The sequence below is a fragment of the Methylotetracoccus oryzae genome, from assembly GCF_006175985.1.
In the GTDB taxonomy this organism is placed as follows: Bacteria; Pseudomonadota; Gammaproteobacteria; order Methylococcales; family Methylococcaceae; genus Methylotetracoccus; species Methylotetracoccus oryzae.
The window spans coordinates 41,178-58,604 of the sequence record NZ_SRSH01000021.1; the positions used below are offsets into that span (position 1 = coordinate 41,178).

Here is a 17,427-nt window from a genome sequence, read left to right on the forward strand (position 1 = left end):
CCATGGCACTCGAAACTACGGGCGGGGTCGCCCGGCCGCTACCGTGGAGGGCTTACCTTGGCGTCTGCAAGCTGAAGGTGGTGGGGCACATCGTATTCACCGCGGTGATCGGCATGTTTCTGGCCGTGCCCGGCTTTCCGCCGCTTTCCGCGCTGATCTGGGGCTCGCTGGGCATCGGGCTGGCCGCGGCTTCGGCGGCGGCGCTGAACCACGTGCTCGACCGCGAGGCCGACGCCGAGATGAAGCGGACCCAGAACCGGCCGTTGCCCACGGGCCAGCTGTCGCCGCGCAAGGTCGTCGTCTTTGCGATCGTGCTGGGCGTGCTGTCGATGCTGATCCTGTTCGGGCTGGTCAACTCGCTGACCGCGGTACTGACGCTGTTGTCCCTGATCGGCTATGCGGTCATCTACACGGTCTATCTGAAGCGGGCCACGCCGCAGAACATCGTGATCGGCGGCGCGGCCGGCGCGGCACCCCCGGTGTTGGGCTGGTGCGCGGTCACGGCCAACATCCACCCGTATTCCCTGCTGCTTTTCCTGCTGATCTTCATCTGGACCCCGCCGCACTTCTGGGCGTATGCGATCGCCAAGAAAGACGACTACGCGAAGGTCAACATCCCGATGCTGCCGGTCACGCACGGCGTCGAGGTGACCCAGTTGCACGTGCTGCTCTACACGGTCCTGCTGCTGATCGTCAGCCTGCTGCCGTATCTGACCGGCATGTCGGGCTGGTTGTACCTGCTGGCGGCGCTGGGGTTCGGCCTCGGCTTCCTGTACCACGCGTTCCGCCTCAAGCGGTCGCCCACGGCGAAGGTGGCCATGGCCACCTTCGGTTACTCGCTGGTCTATCTGGTGGGTATCTTCAGCGCCTTGTTGATCGATCACTACGTCGTGCCGGACCGCTTCCATGTGGTGCCGGTCCACGAATCACCCAGCCTGTCCCAATCGTCGCCGCCGGGAGTCTGATCGCAAGGGTGGGCTTGTCGGCCCGATCCCGGATGGCCGGTGCGCCGATCGTCGCCACTCGCACGGAGATGCGATTGGTCAATACAGCGTAATGCGCGTAGCCTCCCGGCAGGTGGAGATCAGACTCCCGGCCGGAGGTGCTACCCATGATCATGCTCAAACGCCTGTTGGTCCCGCTCCTGATCGGTGCGGGCGTTTTCATTCCGAACGTGCGGGCAGCCGAAGTGTTCTCGGCCAAGCGGGTCATCAACCAGCTCGATACGCTGCCCCAGACCGCGCGCTATCGCCTGGATTATCCGTTCGAGCTCGTTTACGGCCCCGACGATTTCCTGTACGTCACCGAGCGAATCGGTCGCGTCTCCCGTGTCGACCCGGCGACCGGTGCACGCCGTGTGTTGCTGACCATTCCCGATGTCGCTCTGACCCTCAAGCGCAACCCGGCGGGAACGGTGACCCAGGTCGGCCAGGACGGACTGATGGGGCTGGCGCTGCACCCCCAGTTCCGACAGGGTGTCGGGCAGGATTTCATCTTTCTGGCCTACGTCTACGATAACGATCCCGGCCCCGTCGTCGACCGCCGGGCGCGCATCGTGCGTTACTGGTATTCGGGTGGCACGGCGCCCGGCTTGCGCAACCCGAAGGTGGTGCTGCAGGGACTTCCGGCCAACAACGATCACAGTTCCGGGCGTCTGGTGTTCGGGCCCGATGCCAAGCTCTACTACACGGTCGGCGACCTGGGCGGCAACCAGTTCGAGAACAAATGCCGTGGCGTCCGCTCGCAAACCACGCCCACGGCCGCCCAGATCGCGGCCGGAGACTACGCCGATTACAGCGGGAAGATTCTGCGCATCAACCAGAACGGCTCGGTGCCGGCCAACAATCCGGTATTCCAGGGCGTCCGCTCGCACGTATACACGATCGGTCACCGCAACGCCCAGGGTCTGGCATTCCAGACCGCACCGGTGGACGGGTATCCAGCGCCGGTTGCGGGCGGCAAGCTGTACAGCAGCGAGCATGGGCCGCGAGTGGACGACGAAATCAACCTGATCCGGGCGGGACGCAACTACGGCTGGCCGCGGATTTCCGGTTTTGCTGAGGACGGGAGCTACACGTATTACAACTACTCATCAACCGGGCCGGCCTGCAACCCGGCCTGGGACGACAACATCGATCCGGCGGGGCTAGGTATTACCGGACAGCCTGAAACGGGCGTGTTGTTGCCCAACTTCCAGCCTCCGCTCCGTTCGCTGTATCCCGATTGCGCGAGCAGCGCGATCAGTGTGTGCGATCTGACCCAGTCCCGCTCGCTGTATTGGCCCACGATTGCGCCGTCGAGCATCGACTTCTATGGTAGTTCGACGATCCCGGACTGGAGCAATTCGCTGCTGGTGCCGACGCTGAAGAACGGAAGCCTCTATCGCTTCAAGCTGAACGCAACGAACGACGGCATCGTCGGAGACGGTATTCCTTATTTCGTCGACGTGAACCGCTACCGCGATGTAGCCATCAGCAGGACGGGCGATCGGCTGTATTTGTTGACCGATACCATCGGTGCGACGTCGGGGCCAACGGGAGGAGGCAGCAGCAGCGCACTGAACGATCCCGGATCCATTCTGGAGTTCACGTATCTCGGGGGACCGTGAGGGAGCACTCCCTATGGCGCGCCGGTCCGGGCAGGCGAGGCACCCGGGTCGCCGGGGCAGTGGCCCTGAGCGCGCCGGTTGCGCTTTGCCTCGCCCGGACGTTCTGGTACAAAGGGCGCGGCACGGACGTTGTTCTTCGCCCGTGCGCTAGATCCGAACAATACGAATCAGAGGAGTGAGTGCTGTGTCCAGATTTCTCTTGTCTATCCTTGGTGCCGCCGCCCTGGTGTTGACTTACGGAACGGCGTCGGCGGGCGATGCCGCGGCCGGCAAGGCCAAATACGCGACCTGCGCGGGTTGTCATGGCGAGAACGGCGTCAGCAAGATGCCGAACGCTCCGTCGCTGGCCGGGAAGGACGAAGCCTACATCAAGGAAGCGCTCAACGCGTACAAGACCGGTGCGAAAGACAACGCCACGATGAAGGCGATGGCGAGCGCACTCAGCGATACGGACGTCGACAACGTCGCCGCGTACGTGGCCAGCTTCCCCAAGCCCTGATCCTCCGTTCGCAAGCACGCCGCGGAGCCGCCTCGAGCGGCTTCGTGGTTTGACTTCATCCCCGCTCTTGCCGCCGACCCCCGATGCCGTTCCGGCATCTCTGGCGGTCAGTCCTCCGTCAACACGCCCCCGTTCCGGTCGAAGCGTCCCCAGCGGCGCAGCACGGTCGGCAGAACCAGCAGGTTCAGTAGCGTCGACGACACCAGGCCACCGACGATGATCGAAGCCATCGGTCCCATGATCTCCCGCCCGGGATTGTCGCTGGCGATGGCAATCGGCAGCATTGCCAGGGCCGTGACCAGTGCGGTCATCAAAATCGAGGGCAGTCGTTCCTGAGCGCCGCGCAGTGCCGTGGCGGCGTCCCAGGGCAGCCCTTCGACTCCGACCAGACGACGATAATGCGAGATCAGCATGATCGAGTTGCGTACGGTGATCCCGAACAGGGTCACGAAGCCGATCATGCTGCCGACCGACAGCGTCCCCCCCGTCAGATAGGCCGCGGCGATACCGCCGGCCAACGCAAACGGCAGGTTCAGCAGCGTGATAGCGACATGCCGAACGCTGCCGATCGAGATGTACACCAGCAGCAGCACGCCAAGGCCCGCCAGCAACGAGTGCGCCAGCAGTTCCCGTCGCGCCGCGGCCTGTTCGACCGCCGAACCGGTGAATTCGGGGTAGGTGTCCGGCGGGAAGCGGAGCTCGGACAGCACGCGGTCGCGCAGTTCGGTCACAAAGGACTGGGCGTCGCGGCCCTGGACGGCGCAGGTGACCGTCTGTACCCGCTGCGCGCTCTGATGCAGAACATTGTACCGGCCGCCGTTCTCCCGGATTTCAGCCACCTGGCGCAAGGGGATCAGCGTCCCGTCGGCCGTGGACAGCGGTAGCTCCCGCAAATCCTCGAGGCGGCTGCGCTTGCCCGGAACCAGGATGGTCGTGATGTCGTAGGCGCGGGCCCCTTCGAAAAAGCGCCCCACGGTCGTGCCGGCAAAGGCCGTCTGCAGGGCGTCCAGCACTTCCTTGGGCTGTAGGCCGACGCTGGCCAGTTGGTCCGGATGCAACTGCACCTCGGCCAACGGGGTCCCGGGTTGGGACCGCAGCTGCACATCCACCGCGCCGGGAATGGAACCAATCAGTGCGGCGAGCTCTCGCGCCTTGTCGTCGAGCTGCGAGAGTTCGGTGCCGTAGAGGTTGACGACGACCGGTGCGGTATAGCCGCTGATGGTTTCGTCGATCCGTTCGGTCAGAAAACTGTTCGCCTCGAACACGATGCCGGGAAAGTCCGCCAGCACGGCGCGGAGTCCCTCCAGGATCGTCTGCTGACGGGCCCCGGACGCGCGAACCTCGGGGTTCAGCCGCACTTCATATTCGCTGTAGTGCGTGCCGTAGGTGTCGGCACCGCGTTCCGCCCGGCCCGCCCACTGCGAGGTCGACTCCACACCCGGCAACGAGCGGAAGCGCTCGGTCAGACGGCTGCCGATCCGGATCGACTCGGCCAGTGCCGTGCCGGGCAGGCTGGCCGTGTGCACGATGTAATGGCCTTCGCGCAGTTTCGGCAGGAACTCGCCACCGAAGCCCGGGGTCAGTGCCAGCAGGCCGACGCAGGCCGCCAGGCTGCCGAGCGCGGTGGCTTTCGGATGGAGCATGACCCGGCCGAGGAGGCGGCGATAAAGCGACTGCAGGGCCCGCATCAAGGGGGGAGGGCGGCGATCGAGCCGCTCCGGGTCCAGCCACAGGTAGCACAGCGCCGGGGTGACGGTCAGGGCCGTCAGCAGCGACATCAGCACGGCCAGGATGTAGGTGTAGCCCAGCGGGGCGAACAGCCGGCCGGCGACGCCGCCAAAGGTCAGCAGCGGCACGAAGACCAGGGCGATGATGAAGCTGGCGTAGACCACCGAACTGCGCACTTCGAGCGAGGCGCGGTAGACGACCTGCCAGGCGGGCAGTGGGCGGGACGCGTGCTGATTCTCTCTGAGCCGGCGAAAGATGTTTTCGGTGTCGATGATCGCGTCGTCGACCACCTCGCCGAGGGCGATCGTCAGTCCGCCGAGCACCATGATGTTCAGATTGATGCCGGCATCGAGCAGCACCGTCACGGCGCTCAGCAGCGACAGCGGGATGGCCAGCGCGGCGATGGCGGCGGCGCGGAGGTCGAACAGGAAGGTGCCCAACACGGCGATCACCAGCACGGCACCGATCGCCAGATGCCCCGCCAGATTGCTGACCGAACGTTGAATGTAGTCGGCGGGCCGGAACAAGCGCGGATGCAATGCAATGCCCTGCCGGGCCAGCATCGGCTCGAACTCCGCCAGCACGGCGTCGACCAGCCCGGAGACCCGCAACGTGTTGGCGCCGTGCTGACCGATGACCATCATCAGTACCGCCGGCGTCTCGCCGATCTGAGCCGCGCTGAAGCGCGGTTTGGGTGCCGTGTTGACCTTGGCGATGTCGCCCAGGGTGACGTTACCCTGCGGGCTGCGCAGCAACACGATGTGGGCGAGCGAACGGATCACGTCCGCGCCCGATGACAGTTGCAGGCTCAGCCGCTGATTGGCGTTCTCGACGAAGCCCAGGCCGACGGGCGAGGCGGCCTGGCGCGCGCTGCGCTCGAGTCCGTTGATGCCGATCCCGTAGCGCCACAGTTTGTCGGGATCGACCTGGATTTGCAGTTGCCGCTGCTCGGCCCCGAAGACGTTGACATCGGCGACGCCCGGCACCGCAAGCAGCCGTGGTGCCAGGGTCCATTGCACCAGATCCGAGAGTTCCATCAACGGCCGGGTGGCCGAGGTCAGCCCGAGTGTCATGATGGTCGCTGACGAGGACGACAGCGGCACCAGGATCGGCGGGCCGGTGCCTGCGGGCAACTGTCCGGTGACCGTGGCGAGACGTTCGCCGACCAGTTGCCGGTTGCGGTACAGGTCGGTCCGGTCATCGAAGACCGCGACGATCACCGACAGCCCCTGTATCGATTCGGAGCGAAGCTGCCGCAAGCCGACCAGTCCGGCCAGGGCGCGCTCGACCGGGAAGGTCACGAGGTTCTCGACCAGTTCCGCGGCGAGACCGGGCGCCTCGGTCTGGACCACGATCCGTTTGCCCGCGAATTCGGGAAAGATGTCGAGGCTGCTCAGCGTGATCCGGTACAGGCCATAGAGCGAGAACAACAGCGCCAGCGCGATCACGAGGCCGCGCCTGCGGACGGCGAAGCGGACGATGGCGTCGAGCACTAATCGTCGTCCTCGCGCGGGATCTGGCGCTGCATTTCCTCGGACAGGAGCAGTTGCCCGCCGATCGTGACGATGTGCTCGCCGCCCTTGAAGCCCGAGCGCACGAACCAGTCGCTGCCGTATTCGACGGCGTCGCGCAGCGGTCGGCGCTCGAACGTGCCTGCCTGGGTTTCCACGTAAACCCAGGCCGAGCCGCCATGCCACAAGACCGCCGAGGCCGGGATGAAGACGCCGGCGGCCGTGCCGCCCCGGTTGGCGATCCACGCGTCGACCCGCATGCCGGTGCGGAGCCGCAGTGCGCTGACGTGAAAGAAGTAGGTTTCGCCCTGGACGACGCTATCGGTGTTCGGTGCCGGTGCCAGGAAGTCGGCTACGACGGCATGCTGACGGTCCCGGTTGCGGGCGACGTAGACCTGGCGGGTGCCGGCCGGCAGTTCCACATTGGCGGGTAGCGCGATCAGCAGCAGTGCTTCACGCCGCGTCAGCAGGCGGTTCCACAACTCGGAGTCTTCTTCGATCGCCAGCCGGAACAGCTCGGGGCCCCAGCTGTGCAAGGCCTCTTCGCGGATTTCGCCGAGGCGCTGGCGAGTGGTCGCGGAGCGGACCTGCGCCGCGGTCAGCTCGGAGTCGGCACGGACCAGTTCCTTGTTGGCGATGATGGCTTCCTGGTTGAGCTTCGCCAGGCGGTCGCGATTCTGGCGGGCCAGGATGCTCGACGCTTCGGCGATCTTGAACTCGGACAGCGCCGCCCGGTAGCGGGCGCGCAGTTCGAGCAAGGGGCTGAGGTCGACGATCTTGCCCAGCACGGCCATCTCGGGCTGGATCTCGGCGCGCCGCGCGACGATGATCGCGATGCCGGCCGTTCGCCGTTGAGCCTCGGTCAGCTGCACGCTTTGCGGGCTGGCCGGTGGGCCGGGGTCGCGGGATACGGCGGCCGACGGAGTGGCCGACGGGGTTTCGTCGCGGTCGTCGTCAGCCGCCGCGCCGGCCAGGGTCGGCATGCTCGCGGCCAGCGCCAGGCACAGGACGGCGGACGCAAGCTCGCCGCGTCGCCGGCGCGGAGCGCTCGTGGCGGAGCGGGTCATCCGGGGAAGCGGAGGTTTGCGACAGGTCCCGAGAGCGGAAATCGCCCTCCGTCAACTGCGGTCGGCCAGCCGGTCACGCGGGGCTCGCACCGGGTGCAGCGGTGGGATCAACGCTCTCGCGCGGAGGCATCGCGACCCGGACGAAGCGTCCGGCTTCCTGGCGGACGAACTGCTCGAAGGCCCGCCCGGCAGCCGAGAGGCGCTTGCCGCTGCGATGGACGATGTACCACTGGCGCATGATCGGGAAGCTCTCGACATCCAGCGTGACGATCCGGCCGGCGGACAGCTCCAGCTCCACGGTGTGCAGCGAAACGATCCCCAGTCCGAGGCCGACCTCGACGCCCTGTTTGATTGCGCCGTTGGTGTTCATTTCCATGCTGGCATTGATGGCCAGCCCGCGTTCCGCAAAGAACCGCTCGACCGAGCTCCGCGTGCCGGAGCCTTGTTCCCGCATCAGGAACGTTTCCTGCCGGAGTTCTTCGAGCGGGATGCCCTTCCGGGCCGCCATCGGATGATGCGGCGGGGCGATGACGACCAGGGGGTTGTCCATGAAAGCTTCGGCGACCAGATCGCCGTCCTCGGGCGGTTGTCCCATCAGCACGATGTCCGCTTCATTGTCGTCCAGCATGACCAGCAGACCCTTGCGGTTCGTGACCTTGAAATTCACCCGCACCTTGGGATACCGGGCGCAGAAATCGGCGAGCAGCCGGATGGCGAAATAGCGCACCGTGCTGGCGACGGCCACGACCAGGCGTCCGGCGTCGGTGCCCTTCAATTCCTCGACGATCTGATCGGCTTCCTCGAGTTGCTGCGAGATCGTCCGGCTGAGCCGGTAAAGCTCTTCGCCGGCCCGCGTCAGATAAATCTTCTTGCCCAGGCGTTCGAACAACGGCAATCCGACAGCCTCCTCGAACTGCTTGATCTGCATCGATACGGCCGGTTGCGTCAGATAAAGCTCCTCGGCCGCACGGGTGAAACTGAGGCGCCGGGCGACGCGTTCGAAGACTTTGAGTTGGCGCAGCGTGATGTTCATCGTGGCGCTAGGATAACGATCCCTTATCGGTGACGGTCTGTTTGCCCTGTCGGCTTATGTTACCAAAGCCGCCCCGCGGTAGCGCAGAGCCGGTTGGCTGCCGGATTCGGTGGGGGTTGCCCGACCCGCGCCGTGACAAGTCCCAGCGCAGTGGTGGATAATTCAGGCGCTATAGCGGTCGAACGATCTGCGTTTCGATTGGGTGGAACCGGTATGGCGTACGATGCGTTCGAAGGGAGCGCGGCGGCACGGGACGGGTGACGGGATTGTGGCTTCCTTGTCCGCCGTCGGGCAGCCGGTCGCGACGGAACTCTCGGCACAGCAGAGCGAACGAATCACCGCGGGCAACACGGCCGTCATGTCGAAGAAGCATCCGATCATCGTGACGACCGGCTCCTCCGGGGCCGGGACCACGACGGTCAAAACGGCGTTCGAGCATTTGTTCATGCGGCTGAACATCAAGGCCGCCATCATCGAGGGCGATAGCTACCATCGCTACGACCGCACGGAAATGCGTCGCCGGATCGCCAGGGCGAATGCCTTGCAGGAGCATTTCAGCCACTTCTCGATTCAGGCGAACGTGCTCGACGAACTCGAGGCGCTGTTTCGTCAGTACGGCAAGGACGGCACCGGCCGGCGCCGGCACTATATCCACGACGATGAAGAGGGCGCGCGCTTTGGGGGCTTGAAGCCCGGTACCTTCACCGAATGGGAGGATCTGCCGCCGGACACCGATTTGCTGTTCTACGAGGGACTGCACGGTGCCGTGGTGACCGACACACTGAATCTGCCGCAATACGCGGATCTGCTGATCGGCGTCGTGCCCATCCTGAACCTCGAGTGGATCCAGAAAATCCATCGCGACACGGCCGAACGCGGCTACAAGCCCGAGGACGTGACCGACACCATCCTGCGCCGCATGCCCGATTACGTCACCGTCATCACGCCGCAGTTTGCGCTGACCGATATCAACTTCCAGCGCGTGCCGACGGTCGATACGTCTAACCCCTTCATTGCGCGCGACATACCGACGGCCGACGAAAGCCTCGTGATCATCCGGATCAACGATCCCGAAAAATTCGGCGTGGATTTCCCCGGTCTGCTGTCGATGGTGCAGAACTCCTTCATGTCACGCTGGAATACCGTGGTCGTGCCTGGCGGCAAGGTCGGCATGGCGATGGAAATCATCTTCCGGCCCATCCTCGAACGCATGATGGAGCAGCGTCGCGCGGCATGAGAACGACGGCATGAAATACCGGGATTTGCGGGAGTTCATCTCCCAGCTGGAAGAACAGGGTGAGCTCAGGCGTATCGGCATCGAGGTCGATCCTTACCTGGAAATCACCGAAATCTGCGACCGGACCCTGCGGCGCGCCGGGCCGGCGCTGCTGTTCGAACGCTGCCGCGGCTCGGATGTGCCGCTGCTGGGCAACTTGTTCGGCACGCCGCAGCGCGTCGCACTCGGCATGGGTGAGAGCAGCGTCGAAGCCCTGCGCGAGGTCGGCAAACTGCTGGCCTTCCTGAAGGAGCCGGATCCGCCCAAGGGCGTGCGCGACATGTTCGACAAGCTGCCGCTGTTCAGGCAGGTGCTGAACATGCCGGTCAAGGAATTGCGCAACGCGCCCTGTCAGGAGCTGATCCTGTCGGGCAGCGATATCGACCTCGGCCGCTATCCGGTCCAGACCTGCTGGCCGGGCGATGTCGGCCCGCTGATCACCTGGGCGCTGGTCATCACGCGCGGCCCGCACAAGGAGCGGCAGAATCTCGGGATCTACCGGTTGCAGGTGCTGGAGCGCAACAAGGTCATCATGCGCTGGCTGGCCCACCGCGGCGGCGCGCTGGATTTTCGCGACTGGCAGGCGGCCCATCCCGGGCAGCCCTTCCCGATCGCAGTGGCGCTGGGCGCAGACCCGGCCACGATCCTCGGCGCGGTCACGCCGGTCCCCGACACGCTGTCGGAATACGCGTTCGCCGGCTTGCTGCGCGGCTCCAAGACCGAAGTGGCCAAGGCACAGCTCAGCGAACTGCGGGTGCCGGCCAGTGCCGAAATCGTGCTCGAAGGGTTTCTGTATCCGGACGACAATGCGCCCGAGGGGCCGTTCGGCGACCATACCGGGTATTACAACGAGGTCGAGAGCTTCCCGGTGTTCACGATCGAGCGGATCACGCAACGGCAGGCGCCGATCTATCACAGCACCTATACCGGCCGCCCGCCCGACGAGCCCGCGATCCTCGGCGTCGCGCTGAACGAGGTCTTCGTGCCCATTCTGCAGAAGCAGTTTCCCGAGATCGTCGATTTCTATCTGCCGCCCGAGGGCTGTTCCTACCGGCTGGCGGTCGTTAGCATGAAGAAGCAATACCCGGGGCATGCGAAGCGGGTCATGTTCGGCGTATGGTCCTTCCTGCGGCAGTTCATGTACACAAAGTTCGTCATCGTCGTTGACGACGACGTCGACGTGCGCGAGTGGAAGGACGTCGTGTGGGCCATCACCACGCGGATGGATCCGGCGCGCGACCTGACCCTGATCGAGCACACGCCGATCGATTACCTGGATTTCGCGTCGCCGGTGTCCGGGCTCGGTTCGAAGGCCGGCTTCGATGCCACGAACAAATGGCCGGGAGAAACCAGCCGCGAATGGGGCGTGCCGATCCGGATGCGCGACGACGTCCGCGAACGGGTCGATGCCTTGTGGGGCAGCCTGGGCATCGACCCGGCCCCGTAAGTACCCCGAATCATATCCGTCGATGAGGCGACCCCTTCACTCGTTCGGTCGACGGCTTGCGGCGCTTGCGTTCGCCGCGGCGCTTGCGGGTTGTGCCGCAACCCCGGACAAGCCCGCTTGGCCTGACTCCTTCGTGTCGCGGCTCGCGGCCCAGGCGCTGATTCAGCAACTCAATGCCGAACTCCTGGCCAGCCGCACGGCGACCGCGACGCTCGAAGCCTGGTGCGGCTCCCATCGTCTCGCCGACCCTCCGCGCGTCTTTGTCCATCGCGTCAGGTCGGGCGACGTCGCACCCACGCCCGAGCAGCGCGAGCGGCTGCGCGTCGAGCCGGAAACCGAGATCAAGTATCGCCGCGTCCAGCTGCGCTGCGGCGACCGGGTGCTGTCGGAGGCCGAGAACTGGTACGTGCCCGACCGGCTCGAGCCGGAGATGAACGGGCTGCTGGAAACCACCGACATCCCCTTCGGCAAGGTCGTCAAGCCGCTGGACCCGTCCCGCAGGACCTTCGCCTCGAAGGTGCTGTGGTCACCGCTGTCTGCCGGCTGGGAACTCGAGCCGCAGATGACCGACCGGGATTCCGAGCAGCCTCTCACTATGCCCGCGGCCTTGTTCGAGCACCGCGCACTGCTATTCGACCGTGCCTACCGCCCCCTGGCTGAGTTGCATGAGGTCTATCGACGCGATCTGCTCGATTTCCCGCTGATGCCGAGCGAGGACTGAGTCCGTCAGGCAGCGAATCGGGCCGCTGTTGGATGGGGAAAGCGCAGGGAATCAGCCACACGCGGCGCGGCACCCGTCAAGGTGGTGGTCCGACGTTGACGAACGCCGTCACACGAGATGTGCCGGTGAATGTTCGCGGTGCTGTCCGCCACCATGTGCGGACCGCGCCCGTTCAGGACAATCGTGAAGCAGCCCGCAATTCAGCCTTCGCGATCCTTGCTTTGCCTGCTCCGCGATCGGCCTGGATCGCCAGCGTCTTGACCAGATGCCTGATCTGCTTCAGGTCACAACGGTAAACATCGCGCTTCACCTTGCGCAATAGCTTCTTGCGCCGAAATTCTGCGATGGCTCTGGAAATGTTCTCCGGAGCGACTCCCATCACGGCCGCCATGTCCTGCCGCCGCAACAAGTTGATCTCGAGGTGGTCGCTTGAGGTTTCAGTGGCTATCTGGTCGGCAATGAGCCGCAAAATCCGCAGCGCAATCGGACCGCTGGAGTAGCGCGACAGGCTCCGGTCTGCAAATTCGAGATTGGCTTGCCATAGGGACATCAGTTGCCGGTAGACCCCGGCATCAGTGCTTCCCAAAGTGGCGAGAACAGCGACGGGAATCCGGCAGATCTGGGCGGATCGGATAGCGACCGCACCGTACCGCATGGGCTGCCCAAGCACTGCCTCCAGACCGACTGCGCTGCCGCGCCCCGCCAGCAGCATGATGCGTTCCGTTCCGCCTTCGGAATAGTCGATCACCTTCACCAGACCTGAGCGAATGATTACGATCGCCTGCGGGTTGTCTGTAGAGCGAAAGACGGACTCTCCCGCAACCACCTCGCGATACTTGACCGTCGCGGTCGGGTTGCGCAACACAGGGCGGCAGCGGCTGGCAGCCGAAGGATCCATCAGACACTGCAGGCGGCAGCAGTCGGGACAACACTCTGAGTGGGCCGGCGCTCCGCCGTTCATTTCGAATACCGCGCGATGGTCTCTCGGAAGGGTCGTCGGACCGGGGGGGTCGCATCCATCGGTTGCCCTCGCTGTTGCCGTGAATCATCAGTCTTCACTGATGCGCAGTTTGCGGTGAGCCCAGACGGCAGACAATTGGCAGAACTGCCTAGTTCGAACGCCTTACCCCATGTTCGGACACCGTGTGCCGAACCGCCATGCCGGGCTCGGTGTTCGCTGACTCCTCTGCCAGATCCAGGACCGGCGCGTCATTCCCGTCGCAATCTTTTTCAAAGAAGTGACGAACGTCAGTTACCGGCGGCCTTCCACTGAATACAGTTGCGTCGAGTCTTGTGTGAGTGGGCAGGGACGCGGCTTCTGCGGGCAGGAAAGCCCTTGCCTCACGCGAGGCGATAACGTCTAGACAAAAAATGGCGAAGGGATCTTGCGATTCAACGAAGGAATGCAGCCATGAAAACGAACAAACTCAATCTAGCCATCGCGCTCATTCTGAGCGGTGCGATGACCACGTCGGTCGCCTTTGCCGCACGTCCGCCGGGTGTTGGCGGCGGCGGAGGTGGCGGTGGCGGTGGCGGCGAGACCGTCGCTGCCCAAAACCTGTCGGTTCCGGCCATCCTGGTCGGTTCTCTGGGGACTCTTATCTGCGGTACGGAAGAGGCGCCGACAGCGCTGGTGCCGCCCACGAGTGAACCGCTGACCGGTTACGAGGTCCCGGGCTATTACTACGTCCAGAAGGTGCACACCTGGCAGGCGCAGTGCTTCAACGCCCCAACGGCATCAGTGTTCGGTGCCTGGGGCGACAATCTTACGGGGGATGCGAGCCTGAAGACCGGCAGCCCGATCCGGGTCGAACTGGTGCTCACGAACACGGGCGACTTTTCGGGGTCGATTTCTAACGGAACCCTAAAAGGCTATAGCGTCATCAAACTGGAGCCGAGCAGGCTCGACCGGGAATCCGCCTACGGTCACCTGGCCGGCGGTGACTCTACCAGCGGCTGGACTGACATCCCGGTCGATGTCGGGCAGGCGTCGTGGGTGGTACATGACGCCGGCATGCAGATCAGCGTCCAGCATGTGGCCAGCGGGACGTACACGGTTCCGATCCAGGCAATCGCGCCCGAGATCAACGCCACCGGCAAGATCGTGTACGGGTACAACCTGCGCGTCACCGCGGCGGGAACTTACCAGATCCGGTTTCACGCACCCAATGTCACGTTCACGGGTACTGACGCTCTACACGAACTTAACGACGCCAACAACGCGTACCTCGACATCGTCGTCAGTGGCGGTGGTGGCGGTGGTGGCAAGAAAGGCGGGAGGACAAAGTAGTTCTCGCGACGGGAATCGGCGCACATGATCGAGGGCTGACGACGACAAGTCGATCTCCCTCGTCACCGGCCGGCCAGGGCAGTGCCTTGACCGGCCCGAGCCGGGCCCCTTTCCCGCGCCGCGCGCGTCATCGCTGAAACGTTCCACCTGTCTTGTGTCCTGCGTGCAGCGCAGAAATAGGCGAAGCGCAAGGACCCCAAATCCCCCCGAGGAAAGAATAATGAAACGACGCCGCTGTCCGACTGCTTTGGGTTTCCTGGCCGCTGCCGGCTTGTGGTCGGTCGACACCATCAGCCTTGCCGATCCGTCACCCTCGCCGAAACTCAACTGGAAAACGGTCGCCAACAACAACGATCCGATACCCGATGCCGGGGGACGAACCTTCAACAGCTACAACCAGCCCTCGGTCAATCTCCGCGGGACGGTGGTGATCCGGGCGCGCAGTCGGGGTGGTCCGCCGTCTGGCCCCGCGACGCACGGTATCTACACGCGCGATATGGCTCGGCCCGGTGGTTCCATCGTCAAGATTCTCGATCGGAACACGGTCGTCCCGCAGCCGAATAACCTCGGCAGTCTATTCGCCGAAACGCCGTCCTTTCCGCGGATCGACGCGTCTTCGAATACGATCGCGACCCGCGGGAATCATCAGCCCGTGTGGCGGTATTCGTTCACCGAGGGTTCCGAAACCCGCGCCGGAACGACGGGCATCTATACGAATCCCTATGGCGCCTTGATCACCGGTGTGGCCAAGCTCGGCGCTGTCCCCGACTTCGGGTTCTTCGCGGAGCCCGGTTCACTTGGGATGCCCTTCGACGTGTTCCCCGGTTCGCCCTCCGTCACGGATCGCGACACCGTCGTCTTCAAAGGCAACTCGCCCGACGGGAGGACCGGAATTTATTTCCGCAAGCTGCGCAATGAGCCGATTCCGTTGGCGGACGCCGCCGCCCTGGCACCGGCGGGCGGTAGTAGCCCGGTGATCGCGATTGCGACCAGCCGGGAGACGCTGATCCCGGGCACGACGACGCCTTTCGGATCCACAGCACCGCCCAGCGCTGCAGGCCGCCTGGTGGTGTTCGCGGGCTTCGACAACGAGGAAGCCCCGACGCTGGGTGGTCTTTTTCTGGCGCCGGTCAGCCCGAATCCACGCCTCCGCTCACTGATTGCGGTGGGTGTTCAGGGTACGCCGGTCGTCGATGAGATGGGTATCCCGCTACCTGGCCAGCCCAGGTTCGCAAGGATAGGCGAGGCCGTGTCGTTCGACGGGCGTTTCGTGGGGTTCTGGGGTTCCTGGGGAACGGAATCGGCGACGAAGACACTGCAGTGCCCGACGGAAGGGAACCAATGTCGGATCGCTTACTGCCGTGAAGACGCCGACGATACGACAGTCAATGTGCCAAGGAATCAGGGGATCTTCGTCCTCGACACCCAGGCGCGGAAGAATGGGCTGCGTCTGGTTGCCCGGACCGGGACGGAAAGCTCGCCTTTCGACGATTTCGTGTACTGGAACTACTCGGGGTCGCCTCCGGTGGAATGGTGCGCAGCCAACGGCATTCCGACTGGGGGAGAAGGCGAGGGCGATTCCGATGATGGCGAACCGCCCCGCTGGCGGTCGACCTCGTTCGTGTCCGCCTCTGCACAGGGTCTTCCGGTCCGCACGGTGTTCAAGGCGACGACACTCGCAGGAACAACGGGCATCTATCTGGCCAGCAACCCGGGCCGTGCGGTCATCACAACGTTGCTGGATACGTCGATGCCCGGTCGAACGCTCGATCCCGAGGCGCCGGAAGCTTCGATCATCTCGGAACTCGGTCTGGAACGTGAAGGCTTGCGTGGCGCCTGGTTGGCGGTGAGCGCGAAAATGAGCGCAACCGGCACCGTGGCCGTGGACGAAGCGGATGACGACATGGCTGGCGTTTATCTCGCGCGCCTCCCGGGGCGCTAAGGCGAGATTTCGTTGATGCTCACATGTAGCGCGCAGCCGTGAACGACGCCGATTTACTTCAAGGGGCTGCCTTGCAGAAACAGGGGAGGATAGGGTCATGGGTCGAGGGAAATTCGTCCCGGTAACGCTTGCTGCGTTGGTGACGTTGTTCACTGCGGGATCAGCCGCAGTCGTCCTGGCCGACATGCAACGGCCGCAGGAACAGCAGCAGGAACGCGAGCGCGTCACTGTAGAGCAACGAGATCAGGCAAGACTTCGGGAACGCGACCGGCAGCAATTCGAACAGCAGCAACAAATGGAACAGCGCCGCCGACAACAGACCGAGTTCGGGCAAGGGATGGGCGGCAGCAACCGTGGCGGAGCCGGACGAGGTGGCGGTCGGCACGGCGGCCGTTAGACGGTGGCTCGTCAGAGGCTGAGAGCCGGGGCGCGGGCGCGGCGAGTCCTTGAGGATGATGGTGGACAAGGCTTGCCAGCCCGGTACTGCTGGCGGCTGAGGCTGTTGCACATCGGACGTGCACCAGCTCTCCCCGCGTCTACAAAAGACGGCTTCCTCGCCCGGCCCTCAAGTTTCCGGAAGTTCCTGCGGCCGCAGATCGAACAACAGCACCTCGGCCCCAACGCCGCGGCGGAAAGTGAGATTCCGCTCATCCCGGATGCGCACGCCGTCACCTGCGGCGAAGTCCACCCCGTTGACCTGCAGCGAACCTCGCGCCACGTGAATGTAGGCGTAGCGGGAGGGCGGTAGCGCATGGGTCGCCTCTTCATCGCCGTCGAATAGCCCGGCGTAAACCCGTGTGTCCTGATAGACCGATAGCGAACCGTCGTCGCCGTCCGGCGAAATGATCAGGCGCAGGCGCCCGCGCTTTTCCTGGTCGCAGAAATGCTCCTGCTGGTACCGTGGTGCCACTCCCTGGCGGTTCGGCACGATCCAGATCTGCAGGAAGTGCACGATGTCCTGCGGCGAAGGGTTGAACTCGCTGTGGGTGATCCCGGTACCCGCGCTCATCATCTGTACGTCGCCAGGCCGGATCACCGAGCCGGTGCCCATCGAATCCTTGTGCTCCAGCGCACCGGACAGCACATACGAGAAAATCTCCATGTCGCGATGGGGGTGTGTCCCGAAGCCGCGGCCCGGTTGGACCTTGTCCTCGTTGATCACGAGCAGATCTGAGAAGCCCTGCTGCTCCGGGTCGAAGTAATGGCCGAACGAGAAGGTGTGGCGCGATTCGAGCCAGTCCAGTTGAGCCGTGCCGCGTTGCGATGATGGCCTGTGTTCCAGCATGGGATCACCCCCTTTATGGT

Annotated in this window: 13 protein-coding genes and 1 pseudogene; 8 read left to right on the plus strand and 6 right to left on the minus strand. The window is 64.6% G+C overall.

Annotation, left to right across the window (positions count from 1 at the left end; translation table 11 throughout):
- Positions 1-2: 2 nt before the first annotated feature.
- The 3 genes and pseudogenes from cyoE to BWR02_RS17825 form a co-directional block, all read left to right on the plus strand.
- Positions 3-893, plus strand: a pseudogene (gene cyoE, locus BWR02_RS17815) (heme o synthase); the annotation flags it as partial.
- 218 nt (positions 894-1,111) lie between these two features.
- Positions 1,112-2,608 (plus strand): PQQ-dependent sugar dehydrogenase, encoded by a 1,497-nt coding sequence (locus BWR02_RS17820; protein WP_139559262.1) that lies wholly within the window; start codon positions 1,112-1,114, stop codon positions 2,606-2,608.
- Positions 2,609-2,792: 184 nt separating this feature from the next.
- Positions 2,793-3,107 carry a c-type cytochrome gene (locus BWR02_RS17825; RefSeq protein ID WP_139559263.1) on the plus strand — a complete coding sequence of 105 codons (315 nt, stop codon included), beginning with the start codon at positions 2,793-2,795 and terminating at the stop codon, positions 3,105-3,107.
- A 107-nt stretch (positions 3,108-3,214) separates the two neighbouring features.
- On the opposite strand, the gene BWR02_RS17830 is transcribed toward BWR02_RS17825, so the two are convergent.
- The 3 genes from BWR02_RS17830 to BWR02_RS17840 all read right to left on the minus strand — a co-directional run bounded on the left by BWR02_RS17830 (position 3,215) and on the right by BWR02_RS17840 (position 8,446).
- On the minus strand, positions 3,215-6,328 hold the full coding sequence (locus tag BWR02_RS17830) for an efflux RND transporter permease subunit (RefSeq protein WP_139559264.1): 3,114 nt from the start codon (positions 6,326-6,328) through the stop codon (positions 3,215-3,217).
- Positions 6,328-7,413, minus strand: coding sequence for an efflux RND transporter periplasmic adaptor subunit (locus BWR02_RS17835; protein WP_236102393.1), 1,086 nt, complete (start codon positions 7,411-7,413; stop codon positions 6,328-6,330). The genes BWR02_RS17830 and BWR02_RS17835 overlap by 1 nt, the downstream gene beginning before the upstream one ends.
- A gap of 73 nt (positions 7,414-7,486) precedes the next feature.
- Positions 7,487-8,446 carry a LysR family transcriptional regulator gene (locus BWR02_RS17840; RefSeq protein WP_139559265.1) on the minus strand — a complete coding sequence of 320 codons (960 nt, stop codon included), beginning with the start codon at positions 8,444-8,446 and terminating at the stop codon, positions 7,487-7,489.
- Between the two features lie 268 nt (positions 8,447-8,714).
- Here BWR02_RS17840 and BWR02_RS17845 point away from each other — a divergent pair, with 268 nt between their 5' ends.
- From BWR02_RS17845 to BWR02_RS17855, 3 genes are read left to right on the plus strand one after another with little or no spacing between them, the layout of a single operon-like run.
- Entirely contained in the window at positions 8,715-9,683 is a 969-nt protein-coding gene (locus BWR02_RS17845; protein WP_268921427.1) for a phosphoribulokinase, read from the plus strand.
- A 10-nt stretch (positions 9,684-9,693) separates the two neighbouring features.
- Positions 9,694-11,169 carry a 4-hydroxy-3-polyprenylbenzoate decarboxylase gene (gene ubiD / locus BWR02_RS17850; RefSeq protein ID WP_139559266.1) on the plus strand — a complete coding sequence of 492 codons (1,476 nt, stop codon included), beginning with the start codon at positions 9,694-9,696 and terminating at the stop codon, positions 11,167-11,169.
- A 22-nt stretch (positions 11,170-11,191) separates the two neighbouring features.
- On the plus strand, positions 11,192-11,890 hold the full coding sequence (locus BWR02_RS17855; protein WP_139559267.1) for a hypothetical protein: 699 nt from the start codon (positions 11,192-11,194) through the stop codon (positions 11,888-11,890).
- Between the two features lie 172 nt (positions 11,891-12,062).
- On the opposite strand, the gene BWR02_RS17860 is transcribed toward BWR02_RS17855, so the two are convergent.
- Entirely contained in the window at positions 12,063-12,788 is a 726-nt protein-coding gene (locus BWR02_RS17860; RefSeq protein ID WP_162560222.1) for a Crp/Fnr family transcriptional regulator, read from the minus strand.
- Positions 12,789-13,301: 513 nt separating this feature from the next.
- Here BWR02_RS17860 and BWR02_RS17865 point away from each other — a divergent pair.
- Both BWR02_RS17865 and BWR02_RS17870 read left to right on the plus strand, forming a co-directional pair.
- Positions 13,302-14,180 (plus strand): hypothetical protein, encoded by an 879-nt coding sequence (locus tag BWR02_RS17865; protein WP_139559269.1) that lies wholly within the window; start codon positions 13,302-13,304, stop codon positions 14,178-14,180.
- A gap of 220 nt (positions 14,181-14,400) precedes the next feature.
- Complete coding sequence (locus tag BWR02_RS17870; RefSeq protein ID WP_139559270.1) at positions 14,401-16,122, plus strand: hypothetical protein; 1,722 nt, start codon at positions 14,401-14,403, stop codon at positions 16,120-16,122.
- Positions 16,123-16,282: 160 nt separating this feature from the next.
- Here the strand turns inward: BWR02_RS17870 and BWR02_RS17875 are convergent, their stop codons facing one another.
- Both BWR02_RS17875 and BWR02_RS17880 read right to left on the minus strand, forming a co-directional pair.
- A complete protein-coding gene (locus BWR02_RS17875; protein ID WP_139559271.1) occupies positions 16,283-16,588 on the minus strand; it encodes a hypothetical protein in 306 nt (101 codons plus the stop codon).
- A gap of 99 nt (positions 16,589-16,687) precedes the next feature.
- Positions 16,688-17,407, minus strand: coding sequence for a pirin family protein (locus BWR02_RS17880; protein WP_139559272.1), 720 nt, complete (start codon positions 17,405-17,407; stop codon positions 16,688-16,690).
- Positions 17,408-17,427: the final 20 nt, after the last annotated feature.

What these genes read in the sequence shown, in the direction of transcription:
- BWR02_RS17820 (WP_139559262.1), top strand. Translation starts at nt 1,112, where the DNA reads ATGATCATGCTCAAACGCCTGTTGGTCCCGCTCCTGATCGGTGCGGGC.
- BWR02_RS17880 (WP_139559272.1), bottom strand. Translation starts at nt 17,407, where the DNA reads ATGCTGGAACACAGGCCATCATCGCAACGCGGCACGGCTCAACTGGAC.
- BWR02_RS17835 (WP_236102393.1), bottom strand. Translation starts at nt 7,413, where the DNA reads ATGACCCGCTCCGCCACGAGCGCTCCGCGCCGGCGACGCGGCGAGCTT.
- BWR02_RS17865 (WP_139559269.1), top strand. Translation starts at nt 13,302, where the DNA reads ATGAAAACGAACAAACTCAATCTAGCCATCGCGCTCATTCTGAGCGGT.
- BWR02_RS17840 (WP_139559265.1), bottom strand. Translation starts at nt 8,446, where the DNA reads ATGAACATCACGCTGCGCCAACTCAAAGTCTTCGAACGCGTCGCCCGG.
- ubiD (WP_139559266.1), top strand. Translation starts at nt 9,694, where the DNA reads ATGAAATACCGGGATTTGCGGGAGTTCATCTCCCAGCTGGAAGAACAG.
- BWR02_RS17855 (WP_139559267.1), top strand. Translation starts at nt 11,192, where the DNA reads ATGAGGCGACCCCTTCACTCGTTCGGTCGACGGCTTGCGGCGCTTGCG.
- BWR02_RS17860 (WP_162560222.1), bottom strand. Translation starts at nt 12,788, where the DNA reads ATGGATCCTTCGGCTGCCAGCCGCTGCCGCCCTGTGTTGCGCAACCCG.
- BWR02_RS17870 (WP_139559270.1), top strand. Translation starts at nt 14,401, where the DNA reads ATGAAACGACGCCGCTGTCCGACTGCTTTGGGTTTCCTGGCCGCTGCC.